At 62.8% G+C, this 16,067-nt stretch carries 16 protein-coding genes; 3 read left to right on the top strand and 13 right to left on the bottom strand.

Translation table 11 applies throughout. The features are described from left to right. Positions 1–129 precede the first annotated feature (129 nt). The 11 genes from NPS58_RS17720 to panB all read right to left on the bottom strand — a co-directional run bounded on the left by NPS58_RS17720 (position 130) and on the right by panB (position 11,774). Positions 130–1,974 (bottom strand): S9 family peptidase, encoded by a 1,845-nt coding sequence (locus tag NPS58_RS17720; RefSeq protein ID WP_274116646.1) that lies wholly within the window; start codon positions 1,972–1,974, stop codon positions 130–132. Next, entirely contained in the window at positions 1,940–3,100 is a 1,161-nt protein-coding gene (gene pqqE, locus NPS58_RS17715; protein WP_274116645.1) for a pyrroloquinoline quinone biosynthesis protein PqqE, read from the bottom strand. The genes NPS58_RS17720 and pqqE overlap by 35 nt, the downstream gene beginning before the upstream one ends. After that, positions 3,072–3,347, bottom strand: coding sequence for a pyrroloquinoline quinone biosynthesis peptide chaperone PqqD (gene pqqD / locus NPS58_RS17710; protein ID WP_274116644.1), 276 nt, complete (start codon positions 3,345–3,347; stop codon positions 3,072–3,074). The genes pqqE and pqqD overlap by 29 nt, the downstream gene beginning before the upstream one ends. Next, positions 3,344–4,099, bottom strand: coding sequence for a pyrroloquinoline-quinone synthase PqqC (pqqC, locus tag NPS58_RS17705; protein ID WP_274116643.1), 756 nt, complete (start codon positions 4,097–4,099; stop codon positions 3,344–3,346). Before pqqC ends, pqqD begins: the two co-directional genes overlap by 4 nt. A gap of 8 nt (positions 4,100–4,107) precedes the next feature. Beyond that, positions 4,108–5,019: a pyrroloquinoline quinone biosynthesis protein PqqB gene (gene pqqB / locus NPS58_RS17700; protein WP_274116642.1), complete on the bottom strand. Its 912-nt coding sequence runs from the start codon at positions 5,017–5,019 to the stop codon at positions 4,108–4,110. A gap of 67 nt (positions 5,020–5,086) precedes the next feature. Beyond that, positions 5,087–5,158: a pyrroloquinoline quinone precursor peptide PqqA gene (gene pqqA / locus NPS58_RS17695; protein ID WP_008365141.1), complete on the bottom strand. Its 72-nt coding sequence runs from the start codon at positions 5,156–5,158 to the stop codon at positions 5,087–5,089. 140 nt (positions 5,159–5,298) lie between these two features. Next, the gene (gene pqqF, locus NPS58_RS17690; protein WP_274116641.1) at positions 5,299–7,665 is read right to left on the bottom strand and encodes a pyrroloquinoline quinone biosynthesis protein PqqF; all 2,367 of its coding nucleotides are present in this window, start codon (positions 7,663–7,665) and stop codon (positions 5,299–5,301) included. 38 nt (positions 7,666–7,703) lie between these two features. Next, positions 7,704–8,501 carry a carbon-nitrogen hydrolase family protein gene (locus NPS58_RS17685; RefSeq protein ID WP_274116640.1) on the bottom strand — a complete coding sequence of 266 codons (798 nt, stop codon included), beginning with the start codon at positions 8,499–8,501 and terminating at the stop codon, positions 7,704–7,706. A 13-nt stretch (positions 8,502–8,514) separates the two neighbouring features. After that, positions 8,515–10,197, bottom strand: a complete 1,683-nt coding sequence (locus NPS58_RS17680; RefSeq protein WP_274116639.1) for a flavin monoamine oxidase family protein — start codon at positions 10,195–10,197, stop codon at positions 8,515–8,517. A gap of 227 nt (positions 10,198–10,424) precedes the next feature. Further along, a complete protein-coding gene (locus NPS58_RS17675; protein WP_274116638.1) occupies positions 10,425–10,883 on the bottom strand; it encodes an Lrp/AsnC family transcriptional regulator in 459 nt (152 codons plus the stop codon). A 72-nt stretch (positions 10,884–10,955) separates the two neighbouring features. Beyond that, the gene (panB, locus tag NPS58_RS17670) at positions 10,956–11,774 is read right to left on the bottom strand and encodes a 3-methyl-2-oxobutanoate hydroxymethyltransferase (protein ID WP_274116637.1); all 819 of its coding nucleotides are present in this window, start codon (positions 11,772–11,774) and stop codon (positions 10,956–10,958) included. A gap of 86 nt (positions 11,775–11,860) precedes the next feature. Between panB and NPS58_RS17665 the strand changes: the two genes are divergently transcribed. Continuing rightward, positions 11,861–12,670, top strand: coding sequence for an AraC family transcriptional regulator (locus NPS58_RS17665; RefSeq protein ID WP_274116636.1), 810 nt, complete (start codon positions 11,861–11,863; stop codon positions 12,668–12,670). Here the strand turns inward: NPS58_RS17665 and NPS58_RS17660 are convergent. Continuing rightward, the gene (locus NPS58_RS17660; RefSeq protein ID WP_274116635.1) at positions 12,658–13,449 is read right to left on the bottom strand and encodes a lipopolysaccharide biosynthesis protein; all 792 of its coding nucleotides are present in this window, start codon (positions 13,447–13,449) and stop codon (positions 12,658–12,660) included. The two genes, NPS58_RS17665 and NPS58_RS17660, sit on opposite strands and share 13 nt — an antisense overlap. 252 nt (positions 13,450–13,701) lie before the next feature. Between NPS58_RS17660 and NPS58_RS17655 the strand changes: the two genes are divergently transcribed. Both NPS58_RS17655 and NPS58_RS17650 read left to right on the top strand, forming a co-directional pair. Further along, the gene (locus NPS58_RS17655) at positions 13,702–14,355 is read left to right on the top strand and encodes a hypothetical protein (protein ID WP_274116634.1); all 654 of its coding nucleotides are present in this window, start codon (positions 13,702–13,704) and stop codon (positions 14,353–14,355) included. Between the two features lie 72 nt (positions 14,356–14,427). Then, positions 14,428–14,589: a hypothetical protein gene (locus NPS58_RS17650; protein WP_274116633.1), complete on the top strand. Its 162-nt coding sequence runs from the start codon at positions 14,428–14,430 to the stop codon at positions 14,587–14,589. A gap of 83 nt (positions 14,590–14,672) precedes the next feature. On the opposite strand, the gene NPS58_RS17645 is transcribed toward NPS58_RS17650, so the two are convergent. Then, complete coding sequence (locus NPS58_RS17645; RefSeq protein ID WP_274116632.1) at positions 14,673–15,965, bottom strand: carbohydrate porin; 1,293 nt, start codon at positions 15,963–15,965, stop codon at positions 14,673–14,675. Between the last annotated feature and the right edge of the window lie 102 nt (positions 15,966–16,067).

Raw genomic sequence — 16,067 nt, 5'->3', positions numbered from 1 at the left:
GCCGTTCGCCAACGGTAACTCAGCTCTGCCACGACCTTGCGCCCTTCACCCATGTTGCACGCCAGGGCAAAGAAGCAAGCGGCGAGGGAGTAGCGGTCGCTGAGGTCGCTGGCGTCGAAATTCTCGACATCAAGTGCGATCGACTTCGAGCACCCTGCGGTAGAAGCGCCATTCCTCCTCCAGCGCATGCGCCAGGTTGGCCGCTGTACGAAATCCATGACGCTCCGACGGGTAGAAATGCCCTTCGGCATGAACACCGTTGGCCTTGAGCGCGGCCAGCATCGAGCGGGTCTGCTCGGGGACCACGACGGCATCCAGCTCACCCTGGAAGAAGATCACCGGCACCTTGATCTGCTCTGCATGCAGCAACGGTGTGCGTTGCCGGTAGCGCTCGGCATCCTCGAGCGGATCGCCGATCAGCCAGTCCAGGTAGTCGCCTTCGAACTTGTGCGTGGCCCGGGCCAGGGCCTGGGGATCGCTGACGCCATAGAGACTTGCGCCGGCCCGGAAGACATCATGGAACGCCAGCGCGCACAGGGTGGTGTAGCCACCGGCGCTCCCGCCGCGGATAAAGGCCTGGGTCGGGTCTATCAATTGGCGCTTGGCCAGGTGGTCGACCACCGCGCAGGCATCTTCGACATCAATTTCGCCCCAGCGCAGGTGCAGGGCCTGGCGGTAGTCGCGACCGTAGCCGCTGCTGCCCCGGTAGTTGAGGTCGGCCACGGCAAAGCCGCGTTGGGTCCAGTACTGGATGCGCGGGTCGAGTGCCGGGTAGCAGGCCGAGGTCGGGCCACCATGTATGAACACCACCAGCGGGGGACGGTCTGCAGAGTCGATGGCCGGGTAGAAGAAACCGTGGGCGATTCCATCGCCGCTGGCATAGCGCAGCGATTGCGGCTGGCTGATGCGCTCGGCTGGCAAGGGCGGTACGCCACCGGCCAATACCTGCACGTGGTGACTGTGGCGGTCGATGGCGATCACCGCCGGCGGGCTGATCGGCGAGGCGGCGATGGCGTAGAGATGGTCGTGGTCCAGGTCCAGGCAGCGCAGGCGGCTGTAGTCGACATCGACCGCTTGCAGCGTGCCGTCGGCATGGCACAGGCCCAGGTGACTGAAGCCGTCTTCGAACCAGGTGGCCAGGTAGCACTGCTCGCCCAGTGGCAGCCAGGTGCTGGCGCCCAGTTGCCAGGGTGCGGCGGCGTGATCGGCAGGTGCTGCTGGCAGTGCACGCCAACCCGTCGGAGTTTCGCCCCAGGGTTGCCAGAAGCCGTTGCGATCGGACAGGCAATGCAAGCGGCCGTCGCCGTCGAAACGAGGTTGCTGCAGGGATTGCGCCGGGCCGTGGCCGCCGGCGATGCACCGCGGCGGCGTCCATCGGCCATCACTCAGGCGCTCGCGGCAGAGCAAGCGGGTGGCGGTCCAGGGCTGCTCGGGGCGACTCCACTCGATCCAGGCCAGGCGTGTGCCATCGGGGCTCAGGGTGGGGGCGGCGTAGAAGTCCGCGCCCTCGGCCAGCACATCGCGCTGCCCGGCACCGATGGCCACCAGGCGATGCTCCACCTGATCGGCTGCGTGGGTTTCTTCCACGGCCAGCACACGCCCGTCGGCCCAGCGCAGGTCGCCATAGCGGCACTGTCCCTGGGTCAACGGCTGGGGCAGTCCACCGGCCAGGTCCTGGGTGTAAAGCTGTTGGTCGGCCTCGTTGACGAACGCCAGGCCGTCATCGCTCAGGCAGAAACTGCCGCCGCCGTATTCGTAGACTCGGCTGCGTACGCTGAAACCATCGGGTGTCAGGCAACGGGCCTGGCCATCGCGCCAGTGCCAGATCCTGCAGGCGCCATCGCGTGGACGAAACTCGTTCCAGAACAACCCCTGGGGGCCGACGCGCAACTCGGCGAAGTCGGTGCCGGCTGCCACCGCCTGCTCGGCACTGAATCGCTCAACCACGGGCGATGACACGGGAGTTGCGCTCATTGCGGAAGGTCAGCTCGTCGATGTTCAAGTGGGCGTGCTCAGCTTCCTCGCGCGCCTTGAGAATGATGCCGTGTTCGGCCGATTTGGCGCACACCGGGTCGGCGTTGCTGGCATCACCGGTGAGCATGAAGGCCTGGCAGCGACAGCCGCCGAAGTCCTTTTCCTTTTCGTCACACGAGCGGCACGGCTCGGGCATCCAGTCATAGCCGCGAAAGCGGTTGAAGCCGAACGAGTCGTACCAGATGTGCTGCATGCTGTGCTCGCGCACGTTGGGGAATTGCACCGGCAGCTGGCGTGCGCCGTGGCAGGGCAATGCCGTGCCGTCGGGTGTAACGGTGAGGAACACGCTGCCCCAGCCGTTCATGCAGGCTTTGGGACGTTCTTCGTAGTAGTCCGGGGTGACGAAGATCAGCTTGCACGGGTTGCCGGCGGCGGCGAGTTTTTCCCGGTATTCGTTGGTGATGCGCTCGGCGCGTTCGAGTTGCGCGCGGGTCGGCAGCAGGCCGACACGGTTCAGGTGCGCCCAGCCATAGAACTGACAGGTGGCGAGCTCGACAAAGTCGGCTTCAAGGGCAATGCACAGCTCGATGATGCGGTCGATCTTGTCGATATTGTGCCGGTGGGTGACGAAGTTCAGCACCATCGGATAGCCATGGGCTTTCACCGCCCGGGCCATCTCCAGCTTCTGCGCAAATGCCTTCTTCGAGCCGGCCAGCAGGTTGTTGACCTGCTCGTCGCTGGCCTGGAAGCTGATCTGGATGTGGTCCAGGCCGGCGTCTTTGAAGGCCGCGATCTTCTGCTCGGTGAGGCCGATGCCAGAGGTGATCAGGTTAGTGTAGTAGCCCAGGCGCCGACCTTCGCCGATCAGTTCGGCAAGGTCCTGGCGCACCAGTGGCTCGCCGCCGGAAAAGCCCAGCTGCGCTGCGCCCATCTCCCGGGCTTCGGCCATGACCTTGAACCATTGCTCGGTGCTCAGCTCCTGGCCCTGGGCGGCGAAGTCCAGCGGGTTGGAGCAGTAGGGGCACTGCAGCGGGCAGCGGTAGGTCAGCTCGGCGAGCAGCCACAGCGGCAGGCCGACCTCAGGCTTGGCCGGTACTTCACTCAAGGACGATCCAGTGTTCGGCACGGGCGACCTCCATGAATTGCTCGATGTCGTCACCGAGCTCGGGTACACCGGGAAACTGCTTGTCGAGTTCGGCAATGATCGCCGCCACATCACGCTGGCCGTCAATCAACCCACCTATCAGGGCCGCACTTTCGTTGAGCTTGATCATGCCCTCGGGGTAGAGCAGGACATGGGCCTTTTGTGCCGGCTCGTACTGGAAGCGGTAGCCCGGGCGCCATTTTGGGATTTGCGCGCGATCGAAACTCATAGGGCGATTCCTTTGTGCCAGACCCGTTCGCTGGTGACACTGTGATAGGGCGGGCGGTTCAGTTCGTAGGCCATGCTCATGGCGTCGAGCATGCTCCAGAGAATATCCAGCTTGAATTGCAGGATCTCCAGCATGCGCTGCTGGCCCTCAACTGTAGTGTAGTGCTGCAGGGTGATTGCCAGGCCGTGCTCCACATCGCGGCGCGCCTGGCCCAGGCGGGTACGGAAGTACTCGTAGCCGGCCGGGTCGATCCACGGGTAGTGCTGTGGCCAGCTGTCCAGGCGCGACTGGTGGATCTGCGGGGCGAACAGCTCGGTCAGTGAACTGCTGGCTGCCTCCTGCCAGCTGGCGCGGCGGGCGAAGTTGACATAGGCATCGACGGCAAAACGCACGCCGGGCAGTACCAGCTCCTGCGAGCGCAGCTGATCCGGGTCCAGGCCTACCGCCTGGCCCAGGCGCAGCCAGGCCTCGATGCCACCGTCTTCGCCGGGCGCGCCGTCATGGTCGAGCAGGCGCTGGATCCACTCGCGGCGGATTTCGCGGTCAGGGCAGTTGGCCAGGATCGCGGCATCCTTCATCGGGATGTTCACCTGGTAGTAGAACCGGTTGGCCACCCAGCCCTGGATCTGTTCGCGGCTGGCGCGGCCTTCATACATCGCCACATGGTAGGGATGATGGATGTGGTAGTAGGCACCCTTGGCACGCAGGGCCTGTTCGAATTCGGCGGGGGACAGCGCTTTGGCGTCGCTCATGTCGGCTCCTAGAGGGTGATGCTCATGCCGTCGAAGGCCACTTCGACGCCGCGCCGATCCAGTTCGGCGCGCTCGGCCGAGTCTTCATCGAGGATCGGGTTGGTGTTGTTGATGTGGATAAGTACCTTGCGCTGCGCAGGGAAGCCTTCCAGCACTTCGAGCATGCCACCCGGGCCGTTCTGGGCCAGGTGACCCATCTCCCGTCCGGTGCGGGTGCCGACACCGCGGCGCTGCATTTCATCATCTTCCCAGAGGGTGCCGTCGACCAGCAGGCAGTCGGCCTCGCGCATCATCTGCAGCAAGTTGTCGTCGACCTGGCCCAGGCCCGGGGCATAGAAGAGTTTGCCGCCGGTGCGCAGGTCCTCGACCATCAGCCCGAGGTTATCGCCCGGGTGCGGGTCGAAGCGGTGGGGCGAGTAGGGCGGGGCGGCGCTGCGCAGTGGAAAGGGGGTGAAACGCAGGTTGGGGCAGGCGTCGATGACGAAGCTGCCTTCAAGCTCGATACGGTTCCACTTCAGCCCGCCGTTCCAGTGGCTGAGCATGGTGAACAGGGGAAAACCGGTGGTCAGGTCCTGATGGACCATCTCGGTACACCAGACCTGGTGCGGGCAGCCTTCACGCAGGCTCAACAGGCCGGTGGTGTGGTCGATCTGGCTGTCGAGCAGGACGATGGCGTCGATACCGCTGTCGCGCAGGGCGCGGGCCGGCTGCATGGGCGCAAAAGCTTGCAGTTGTGCACGAATATCGGGCGATGCGTTGCACAGTACCCAGTGGACGCCGTCGTCAGAGAGGGCGATCGACGATTGGGTACGCGCGGTGGCGCGCAAGGTTGCGTCGCGAAAGCCCTTGCAGTTCACGCAGTTGCAGTTCCACTGCGGGAACCCGCCACCGGCGGCGGAACCTAGAATCTGGATGTACATGGCCACTCCTGCCGCGTCTTGAAATAAAAACGCCCCGGCTGACCGAGGCGTTGTACCGCAAGCAGACTCAGCGGCTTGCGAAATACATGGTCACTTCAAAGCCGATACGCAGGTCAGTGTAAGCAGGTTTGGTCCACATGGAATTACTCCTTCCGGATAGGTCTGGGGTTTGGCAGCTACTTACTTAGTCCACCCTCCGGGTGAGGGGTTCCAATAGCCGGGATTGCGCTATCTTACTAAAAAATACGGACTGAATGGTTAAACCTGAGATAAACGCTGTTACATGTTCGGTAATAATGGATCGGCCATCACCCAGTCTTCAGTGGCCGCAGGGCCATTGGCCAGGCACAGCCAACCGTGTGTGGCGCGCTGCAGGTCATCGACCAATTGCCGCAGCTGGTCTTCATGGATGCTGAGAATGGATGCCTGCAGATCCTCCAGGCGTACCCCCGGTCGCCCGGCCAGATGCGCCTGCCAGGCCCACTCGGCGACGTCGGCATTGCTCATCGAGGCTTCCTCCCATTGCTCGGCCAGCGCCTTGCGGGACTCGGCCGTGCAGGTCAGGCTCCCCGGCAACGTGGCGAGGAATTCCTCGATATGGGTGAGGATCTGTGCATGGCTGGCGCTGGGTGACTGCACGCCAAACACCAGTCCACTGCAGCCCTGAAGCTGCCGGTAGGCACTGAATACGGCATAACCCAATTGCAGCTCGACGCGCAGGCGCTGGTAGAACGGCCCCTGGATCTGCTGCGCCAGTAGCCGCGCGCACGCTTCATCGCTCGCCGGCAGTGCACAGAACAGCAGCAGGGCCTGTTCGCTGGCGGGCGGTGGCAGCCGCTGCCAGCGGCGAATGGGTTCGATGGCGACTGCACGCTGCGCACCGGGTTGTCCGGGAACGGCCTGCAACACGCGGTTGAGCGCCTGTTGGGCGGGTTCGTCGAAGCCTATGGCCATGGCCTGCCAGGTGGCGTGCAGCCATAGCGCATCCAGATCGCCCTGGCTCAGTGTGCAGGCGGGTAATGGGCCTTGGCTGGGACCTGCGAGCTGCTCGGGGAGTTGCTTGATCAAGGCACGGATCGGCATCGAATCAGGCTCAACGGTTGCTTCGGCGCGCCAACTTGCGGCAGAAGGCCGGGGCAGTATCTCCAGCAGCTCGTTGACCACCACGATGACGGCTACCGGCACCCCCGCGCAGCGCACCTGCCAGAACTCGCTCGCGGTATTGAACTGCAGTTCCACCGCCGCCCTTGCCGCACGCTCGCGCAGCGGTTGCAAGGCACGGTCGAGGACATGCCACAAACGATCGCGAAGGGCGGAGGTGAGCTGCCAGCGCAGGTACACCACGCCTTGCTGGCGCAGGGCGGGCAGTATCGGGCTCCAGGTCAACCCGACAGGTGCGGCACAGGCGTTGGTATCCAGGCTTTGTGGATTGAGCAAAGGTTCGCGGGCGGGCAATTGCCAGGCGTGTCGGCGCGTTGGTCGAGCGCCGAGCAGCAATGTGTCGAGCAAGCTGCGCAAGGCTGCCTGGCCTTGCTCGGTCAGTGCTGCAAAGGGTTGCGCGGTGCTGTCGCGGCGGGCGAGGTCGAGGGCTGTTGCTGCCTGGCTACGGCAACGTTGCAGCCCTGCATATTCCGCATTCAGCGCGGTCCAGTCGGCGCCACGCAAGAACCTCAGCCAGTCGAGCAGCAGTACCTGTGCCGGGTCGACAACAGCGGGATCGCTGAGCATCAGGCGCGTGTGCAGCAGCGCCTGGCCGGCAAAGCTGTACAGCGCTGAGCATTCAATGGCGTGTGCCCATCCACGTTCACGCAGTGCTGCGAGCAGCCCGCCGGGCCGGGTATCGGTGAGCCAGGTGGTGAGGAAGTCGATGGCCTGGTCTGCGCCTGCAGGCAATTGCTCGACCGCCTGCAGCAGCTCCAGTTGCGACCCGTTCAGCACCGGTTCCAGCGCATGCGCGGCAAGCGCGGGTGGGGGGTGCTGGGCAACCTTCGCCCCTACGGCAATCTGGCTCGCAATGCTGTTTGCCAGCGTTTGCAGCACGTCGAGACTTTGCGGGCCGCACAGGCTCAAGGTCATCTGGCCGGCCTGGTAGAAGCGCTGGTGAAAGCCCTGCAACGCCACCTGGAAATATGCACTGTGGATCGGCAGGCTGTAGCGGTTTCCCGCCTGGAAACCACTCAAGGGGTGGCGTTTGGAGACGGCCTGCAGCAGCGCGAATTGAGCCTGTGCCTGGGCATTGCGAGACCAGGCGATGAACTCGGCATGGATGACTTCGCGTTCGCGCGCCTGGGCCGCCCGTTCGAAGGAAGGCCGCGCGAGCATCTCGCACAAACGCTCAAGCCCACCGGCAAAGGCCGCCTGGGGCACTTCGAAGAAGTAATCGGTGGTGCGCTCGCGGGTGCTGGCATTGACCTGGCCGCCATGGCGCTGCACATAGCGCATAAGGCCATCGTCGAGGGGGAAGCGCTCGTTGCCGAGAAACAACAGGTGCTCGAGAAAGTGCGCGAGGCCGGCAAACGCGCGGGGGGCGTCATGACTGCCGGCCATGACCCGCACGGCCGCCGCGCAGCGCTTGAGCTGCGGCGCATGGCGCAGGGTGACCTGCAGGCCGTTGTCCAGGGTGAGGTGTCGAAGGGCGGTGGGCATGACGGTTCCGTTGTAGCACGAACCGTCATGCTAGCGGATTATCCGCGGCGCGGCGCGTAGAGCTCCGGACGCAGGTCGTGCAGGTACGGTGTGCTGGCGCGTCCTTCGTGTACCCGTTGCAGCTCGAGGTCGGCCTGCAGCAAGGCACTGTCGCGACCGGCCATGGCCAGGATGCTGCCGTCGGGGCCGATGATGCTGCTTTGCCCGCAATAGTGGATTTTGTCTTCGGCGCCACAGTAGTTGGCATAGACCAGGTAGCACTGGTTCTCGTAGGCACGGGCGCGTACGGTCACCTGGGCAATGAAGTCGTACGGCACCATGTTCGCCGTCGGCACCAGGATCAGCTCGGCACCGGCCAGGGCCAGGCGACGGGTATTTTCCGGGAATTCGATGTCATAGCAGATCAGCAGGCCCAGGCGCCAGCCGTTCAACTCCACCACCGGGAAGTGGTCGGGGCCGGGGCTGAACATCGCCCGGTCCAGGCCACCGAACAGGTGGGTCTTGCGGTAGTTGCACAGGCTGCTGCCGTGGGCGTCGATCAACTGTACGGCGTTGTATACCTGGCCATCGTCGGCAAGCTCGGGGTAGCCGTAGGCGATGGCGATGCGGTTGCTCTGGGCGATTTCTACCACGGCCATGGCCGAGGGCCCATCGTCGGCCTCGGCCAGGCGCGCCACTGCTTCACTGCCGATGTTGTAGCCGGTCAGGAACATCTCCGGGCAGACCAGCAGCTCGATGCCGCGAGCGGCGGCCAGCTGCGCCTGCTGGTGCAGGCGCTCGAGGTTTCCCGGTACATCCAGTGGCTGCGGAGCCCCTTGATACAGGCCGATGCGCATGGCGATTCTCCCTTCAGTCGGCCAGGGCGATGGGGCCGATCTCGTGGAACACATCGCCTGGGCCTGGGTTGTCCGGATGGGTATGCCCCCCGAAGTGAGTCATGATACCCCACACCGCATTGAGCGAGGTTTGCACCGCGCCCTCGACCCAGGCGGGGGTCCAGGACACATCGTCCCCGGCGATGAATATGCCGCGCTGCTCGGCGGGCATGTCCTGCTGCATGAAGTGGGCATACATGCGCTGGTTGTAGCGGTAGTGGCCGGGCAGGGCACCTTTGAAGGCACCGAGGAAATGCGGGTCGGCTTCCCAGGACACGGTGATCGGGTCGCCTATGATATGCCCGGCAATGTCGACTTTCGGGTAGATCTTCTTCAGGGCATCCAAGGCCAGCTTCACGCGTTTTTCCACCGGATGCGGGAGCATCTTCAGGGCATCGCTCATCCACGAGTACGACAGGCAGATGACCCCCGGTTTGTCGTCGCCGTTGTCGAACAGATACGTGCCGCGGGTGAGTCGGTCGGTGAGGGTCATGCTCATCAGGTCGCGGCCGGTTTCTGGGTCCTTGTCCTTCCAGAACGGCCGGTCGACCATCACGAAGGTTTTCGACGACTGCATATAGCGGGTGCGGTCCAGGGCCATCCACATCTTCTGCGAGAACAGTGATTCCTCGCATTCGATCTGGGTGGTCAACAACCAGCTCTGGCAGGTAGTGAGCACGGCGGCGTAGTGACGGGTGTCGCCCCAGTTGTCGGTGACCGCCAGGCGCCCATCGGCATCGCGGGCGATGCTCTTGACCCCCGGGCGCGGGGCGCCACGATGCAGCGAGCTGAGGCTGGTGCCTGCCGGCCAGTGGGCGCAGCGTTCGGGTACATGGCGCCAGATACCCAGGGGAACCTGCTCGACGCCGCCCACCACCAGGTGCTGGTGATCGTCGCAGTTGGTCATCACCACGCGGAAGATTTCCAGCATCGAGTTGGGGAAGTCCGAGTCCCAGCCGCCGGTGCCGAAGCCAACCTGGCCGAAGACTTCCCGGTGCAGGAAACTGAGCTTGGCAAAGGCCTTGGAGGTGGCGACGAAATCGTAGAAGGTGCGGTCGTCCCACAGTGGAACCAGTGTGTTCCACAACGCTTTGAGGCGCGCTACGTCACGCTCGCGAATGGCCTGCTGGATCTCGCCGAAGCGGGCACCGTCTTCAAGGGCATCGGCCCAGGCGTCGGCCACTTCCTGGAACAGTTTGGGCAGGTCGGCGAGCTTCTCGGCGTAGTGGGTCTGGCCTTCCAGGTCAATGACCGTGCTGCCCGAGGCCGGGGTCAGCGGGTTGGGGAAGGGTTTGGTTTCCAGCCCCAGCTTGTCCACATAGTGGTAGAACGCCGTGGACGATACCGGAAAGCGCATGCCGCCAAGCTCGGCGATGATCCCGTCGGTGCCTTCGAAAGCCTGGGAGCGCAGGCGTCCGCCCATCTTCGAGGCTTCGTACACCACAGGCTTGAGGCCCAGTTTCATCAGCTCGTAGGCGGCCACCAGGCCGGCGATACCGGCACCGACAATCGCCACTTCTTCGCCATGGCGTTCGGCCGGAATACTGCCCAGCCCGGCCGGGTGCTCGATCCAGTCGTCAAAGGCGAATGGAAAGTCCGGACCGAAGATGGTGATGGGTTGCTTGCCGTCGGCGGGGTGACGATTGTTCTTGTTCATGGGAGACCTTGCCAGGGCTGCGCGGGGTGCGGAGCTTGAGTATAGGAAAACGCTGGCGGCCAGTTTAGAGGGCGGGGATTACGTAATTAAGATGCAGAGTGTCGTCTATTTGATTTGTCTGAAGGCTAAATGACGAGCATGTATATCAAATAGACGAAATGTAGGAGCGGGCTTGCCCCGCGATAGCGATTTTTTCGCCACATCGCTATCGCGGGGCAAGCCCGCTCCTACAGGTGGCCGCGGTCGACTTTGCTGCTGAGGATGATCGAGGTGGTGGTCTTTTCCACGCCCTCGACGCTACCGATCTGGTCGAGCAACTGGTCGAGCTGCTCCGGGGAGTCGCTGCGCAGCCAGGCCACATAGTCGAATTCTCCGCTCACCGCACACAGCTGCTGGATCTGCCCCATGGCGCTCAGGCGGCGCACCACATCCTTGCCTGAGCGCGGCTGAACGGTGATGCCGACATAGGCCTGCAGGCCGCCATCAATCAAGCGCTGGCCCAGGCGCACGCCGTAGCCGCTGATGACCTTGGTCTTTTCCAGCCGAGCCAGGCGCGAGGTGACGGTAGTGCGGGCGATGCCCAGTTGGCGGGCGAGCATGGCGACGCTTTCGCGGGCGTTGATCTGCAACAGTGAGATCAGCTGGCGGTCGATTTCATCGAGGGCGACGGGGCGGCTGTCGGACATGGGCACTCTCTGGCACACGGGATAAGCGCGATAGCCTATCCACTCAACCTACCGCCCAGCAAGGCGCGAGCGTCAGTGGGCCTTGAAGCAATGCTCTGGCGCGGGGAAGCTGCCGTTGCGCACCGCCTGGGCGTAGCCGTCCAGCGCCTGGTTGATCTGCCCTTGCAGATCGGCAAAGCGCTTGACGAAGCGCGGTTGGTAATCGCTGAACAGCCCCAGCAGGTCTTCCGTCACCAGTACCTGGCCGTCACAGGCCGCAGAAGCGCCGATGCCGATGGTGGGAATCCTCAGCGCTTCACTCAGGTGGCGCGCCACAGGCTCGGCAATGCCTTCGAGTACTACCGAGAAAGCCCCGGCAGCTTGCATCGCCAGTGCATCCTTGCGCACTTTTGCGGCGCTGCTCTCATCGCGGCCCTGGGCCTTGAAACCGCCCAGGCTGTTGACCTGCTGGGGCATCAATCCGACATGGGCCATTACCGGGACTCCGCGGCGCACGAGAAAGGCCACCGTCTCGGCCATCTCTTCGCCGCCCTCGAGCTTGATGCCGTGGGCACCGGTTTCCCGCAGCACCCTCGATGCACTCAGGAAGGCTTGTTCGGGCGAGGCCTGATAGCTGCCAAACGGCAGGTCGATGACAACACAGGCCCGTTGTGAACCACGCATCACCGCCTGGCCATGGGCGATCATCATGTCCAGGGTTACGCCCAGGGTGCTGGGCATGCCGTACAGGACCATGCCGACGGAATCGCCGACAATGATCACGTCGGCCACCGCATCCACCCAGCGAGCCATCGGGGTGCTGTAGGCGGTCAGTGCCACCAGCGTACCGGCACCTTTGCGCTGCTCGATCGCAGGAATGCTCATTCGGGTTGCTTGCACATGGCTGCTCATGGGGCTCTCCAAAGGGGTTGTTCAACGAGTGCGGGCGCAGGCTAACATCGGCCTCTGTCGGCTCACTTGAGCAAAGGAGACAGGCAATGCTGCAAACGAGCCAATCCATCGAGGTACCGCCACTTCCGCAATTCGAGCAGTTGCCGGGGCCGGTGTACCGGCGCATGTTTGCCATTCCGGCAGGCCATCGGGTCGAGATGCACAGCCATCCCTGGGTGCAGTTCACCTACGCCAGTGCGGGCATCATGCAGGTACTGACCGAGCACCACAGTTACCTGCTGCCGCCGCAATGTGCGTTGTGGATTCCGGCCGGGGTCAAGCACACGGCCTACAGTGCGCAGGCTCTGGAGTTTCGAGGGTTGTACCTGGATGACTCGCTGCTTGAAGGCTATCAGCGCCCTTGTGGCGTGATGCAGGTGACACCGCTGGTGCGCGAGTTGATCGAGAAAGCCAGCCACTTCCCCGCCGACGATCCCGCCCACGGCCGGCAGGCGCGGCTGTTGCAGGTGCTGGTCGACGAACTGCGCGACTTGCCCGAAGCCCCGTTTGGCTTGCCCCTGCCCAGCGACCCGCGCCTGCGCCGGATCACTGAGGCGCTGCAGGCCAACCCTGCGGACAATCGCAGTATCGAAGACTGGGCGCAGTGCGCCGGTGCGTCGCGGCGTACGCTGGTGCGGCTGTTCCAGTCCCAGACACAGCTTTCGTTTCGCCAGTGGCGCCAGCGACTGCGCTTACTGGCGGCGTTGCCACTGTTGGCACAAGGCATGAGTGTCACAGACCTGGCCAATGAGCTGGGGTACGACTCGGTATCCGCCTTTATCGCCTTGTTCGCCCGCCATTATGGTGTGACCCCTGGTCTGTATGCTGCCCGGCTGGGTACAGGTCAGTTGGTTTGAATGAGTGCCTTCACCTCCGCCAGGGTCTTATAGGGGATGACGCTGCGCGGTATCCGTGAGGAAGCGGAGAGGTTATAGACAGCGAATCGCTCATCGACCACCGACGTGGCAACCAGCTCGAAGGACGGAAGAATGCGTGACGCGAAGTGTTGGTCCAGGCCGCAAGGAGAGCGCTCAATGCCCTGGCGCTCATAGAACCTTGGGAGGTTCTGGTTGAGGTCCACCCCGACCAGGAAGACCTTGCTGAAACCCGCATGGTAGGCGATCTGCAACGCCAGGTAAGCCACTGTGCGCGCATCGAAGAAACCGCGTGCCATGTTCTTGCTGAAGCCGGCTTTCTTTCTGCAGCCTGCAAGGGAGCGGTAGCGAATCAGCTGCGGATCTTTGCGCAACCACAGGTCTGCCAGTTTCGGCTTGGGCGCCTTCTTCAGGAAGTACACCTGCGCATGGGTATCTGCGTGTGTCGCGCGAAAATGATCTTCCCAGAGCGCCACCCGCTCACTTCGCCGAAGGGCTTCAGCAAATAGTTCGGGTTGCTGTATGGAAAAGTGCGTATCGGTGCAGGCATAGAAAAACGGCCGTATGGGTGTGTCGACGAACAGGGCTATGGCGCCGTTCATCGTGATCATGGGGACGTCGCTGAAATCCGCAATCGGAAAGTCCTTCGCCGACTGGCCCGAAGCAATGATGAACACCGCACCTGAGCGGATGTTCCGACAGTCCTCGAAGTTATGCACTGTGAACGCATCGTCGTGCGGGGGCGCTGTAGAAGGGCCCATACATCCAGTCCTTACGAAACGATCTTCGATCAAGAGATGGTTTGAACCTGCTAAAGCCCACAAAAAAATAGTAGCTTTTTTACTGAGGTGTAATGAATTGTTAAAAGGTTCGACCGTTTTTCACCGATAGCGGTTCCTTGTGGAATGCGACGCAGTAATTAGTGGCTTTGTAATGGCAGTTGCTGCGCGTAGAATCGCCGCCTTTGGGCTGAACCACACGGGAGAGCAGTTGGTGTTCAAAGGTCAGGTGTGGTGAGTACGATCGAATTCGACGTAGATGCCGTCTATTGCATTTCCCTCAAAGAGCGCCAGGACCGGCGTGAGCTGTTCAACCAGACCGTCGGCTGCCTGATTCGCAACCCGGTGACCTTTCACTTGGCCGAGCGCAGCGATGACCCGGTCAAGGGCTGTTATGAGTCGCACCAGGCGTTGGCCCGGCAAGCACTGGAACAAGGGTTGCAGCGGGTGCTGATTTTCGAGGATGACGTCAAGGCCTACACGCTCAAGGCGACCCCGGTACGCTGGATCAACCGCTTCATCCGCACACGCCAATTCGAGGCCCTGCACCTGGGCTACAGCATGGGCAAGACCTGGCTGACCTGGTTCCCTTACATCGCCCGTGGGCGGGTGGTGGCGCTTCACGCCTACATCCTGTCGCCCGAAGGCTGTCGGATCCTGGCCCAGACACCCTACGACGGTACCCCGGTGGATGTGGTGTTCAAGCAGCGGATCAAGCAGCACTGCGCGTTCCCGATGCTGTTTCGCCAGCATGCGGCTTCAGCTACCGGCAGCGATATCGAAAGTGTGGTTCGAAACGAGGATGCGTTCTGGGAGCGCAACTGGGAAAAACATCGCATTTCGCCGCTGAAGAACTTCTGGCGAACACTATTGCGAGTGCGTTTCTGAGGGAATCGAACTAGAGTCTGGACGTTGCCGACGCAAGGGATGCCGTGCGGGTTCCAATACTCTGGAGTCGAGATGAGTCAGGATAAGGCCTTTCGCGTTCTTCAATCAGTGAAAAACGTCGTGCTGAGCGCGCTGGCAGCGCTCAGCCTGTTGTTGGTGCCGCTGGTATGGGTGCCGTTGATTGTCGGGGATTGGCTATTGGAAAAGCTCAAGCGCACGGGGCCGCGACGCTGATACCGACATGAAAAAACCGCGCAATGCGCGGTTTTATTGGCGCTGGTTACTCTACAACCAGCGGCAGGTCGAGAGCCGGCCTGTCAGAACGTCATCTTGATCTGCAGTCCAACCGCTAGCGCGTTGCCTCGTTGCTTGCCGAAGAACGCCCCTGGCTCGATGTAGTACTGCAAGTCGGGACGCAGCAGTAGCCACGGTGTCACTTGCGCACCGTAGTTGAGTTCCAGCACTTGCTCGCCGCTATCGAGGCCAGTAACTACAGCAGAGTCCGCTGGGGTGGCTGCGCCAGCTTCCAGCACATCCCGCGTGCGTGGGTTGATGACGGCGCGGCCATAGCCAAAGGAAATGGAGTCTTGTGGGCGGTTGGCAAACGGCTTTTGTTTGACCAGGCCCAGCGAGTACCAGCGGCGCATTGGCGAGGTTGCGGCGTTACTGGTGGCCGCTTGCCCGAACAAGCGCAGGACACTGGCCGGGTCTTGCTCATCGCGCCAGATCGCCTGGTCGACCAGCAGGTAGGCGCCGGTACGGCCGCTGCTTTCTCCCGTGCTGCCAATCTTGGGGTAGTCGGATGTGTCGTAGTACCAGCCAACCTTGTACTGGCCATCGAGCAATGCACGGTTGTTGATGATCGCCTCCAGCGGCATGATGGCGCCCGTCGTACCGTTGCTGGGCATGGCGAAGGCTTTGGAGACGCGTGCGTTGTACTCGGGATTGACCTGGAACACGGCCGTTTGCAGCGTCAGCGACGGGTTGACGTCATAACGCAACTCGCCACCCCAATGTGCTGTCGGGTAGTTGCCCCAGCCGCTCCCGCTGGACATGGTCAGCGGATGCGCGCAAAAGCCGGCGCTGACAAAATTGGACAGGATCGGCATGCCGCCGAATTCGGTACCCATGACCATATAGCCGACCTTGGCGGACAGCACTGGCGAAAACAAATTGCGCTGATAACTCAACTCGGTCAGCCGGGTGTATTGGCCCCCATAGATTTCTTGCGCGGACATGCGGTTGCCAATCAGGTCTTCGGTGGCGCTGTGGCCGCGACGATCATTGACCAGCACTTGCACGCGCCCGGCATCTGGAATATCGAGCAGTTTGCTCAAGTCAAACTGCGCACCCAAACGTATTTGTTGTGCATAGCGAGTGCCGCGCTTGATACCGCCATGCAGGTTGGAAAGGGTTTCCGAGGTGTAGTCGCCCGTCAGCTTTATGCCTTGGTCTTCCAGCTTCTGGCGCTGGCCGCCCCAGCTACCGGTGAGTGTAGGTTGCGTCATCAGGTTGGCAGTGTCTGCCAGTGCGCAGGACAGTGGCAGAAGGCATAGGGGCAAACCGCTGCACAGGCTGCTGGTCAGCACGGCGCGGAGGGAGAGTGACATTTTGGGCAGGCTCCATGAGAAGTCTTTGCACAGTTCAGGCTTTGCGTGATGGGCTGACTGGCGGGAAAAAAAATCCCCGCGAGCGGGGATTTTCGTAGTGCA

Origin of the sequence: Pseudomonas putida, assembly GCF_028682455.1 — a bacterium.
Classification (GTDB): Bacteria; Pseudomonadota; Gammaproteobacteria; order Pseudomonadales; family Pseudomonadaceae; genus Aquipseudomonas; species Aquipseudomonas putida_AA.
The sequence above is the reverse complement of the archived record's forward strand: the minus strand, read 5'-3'. Positions and strand labels throughout refer to the sequence as shown.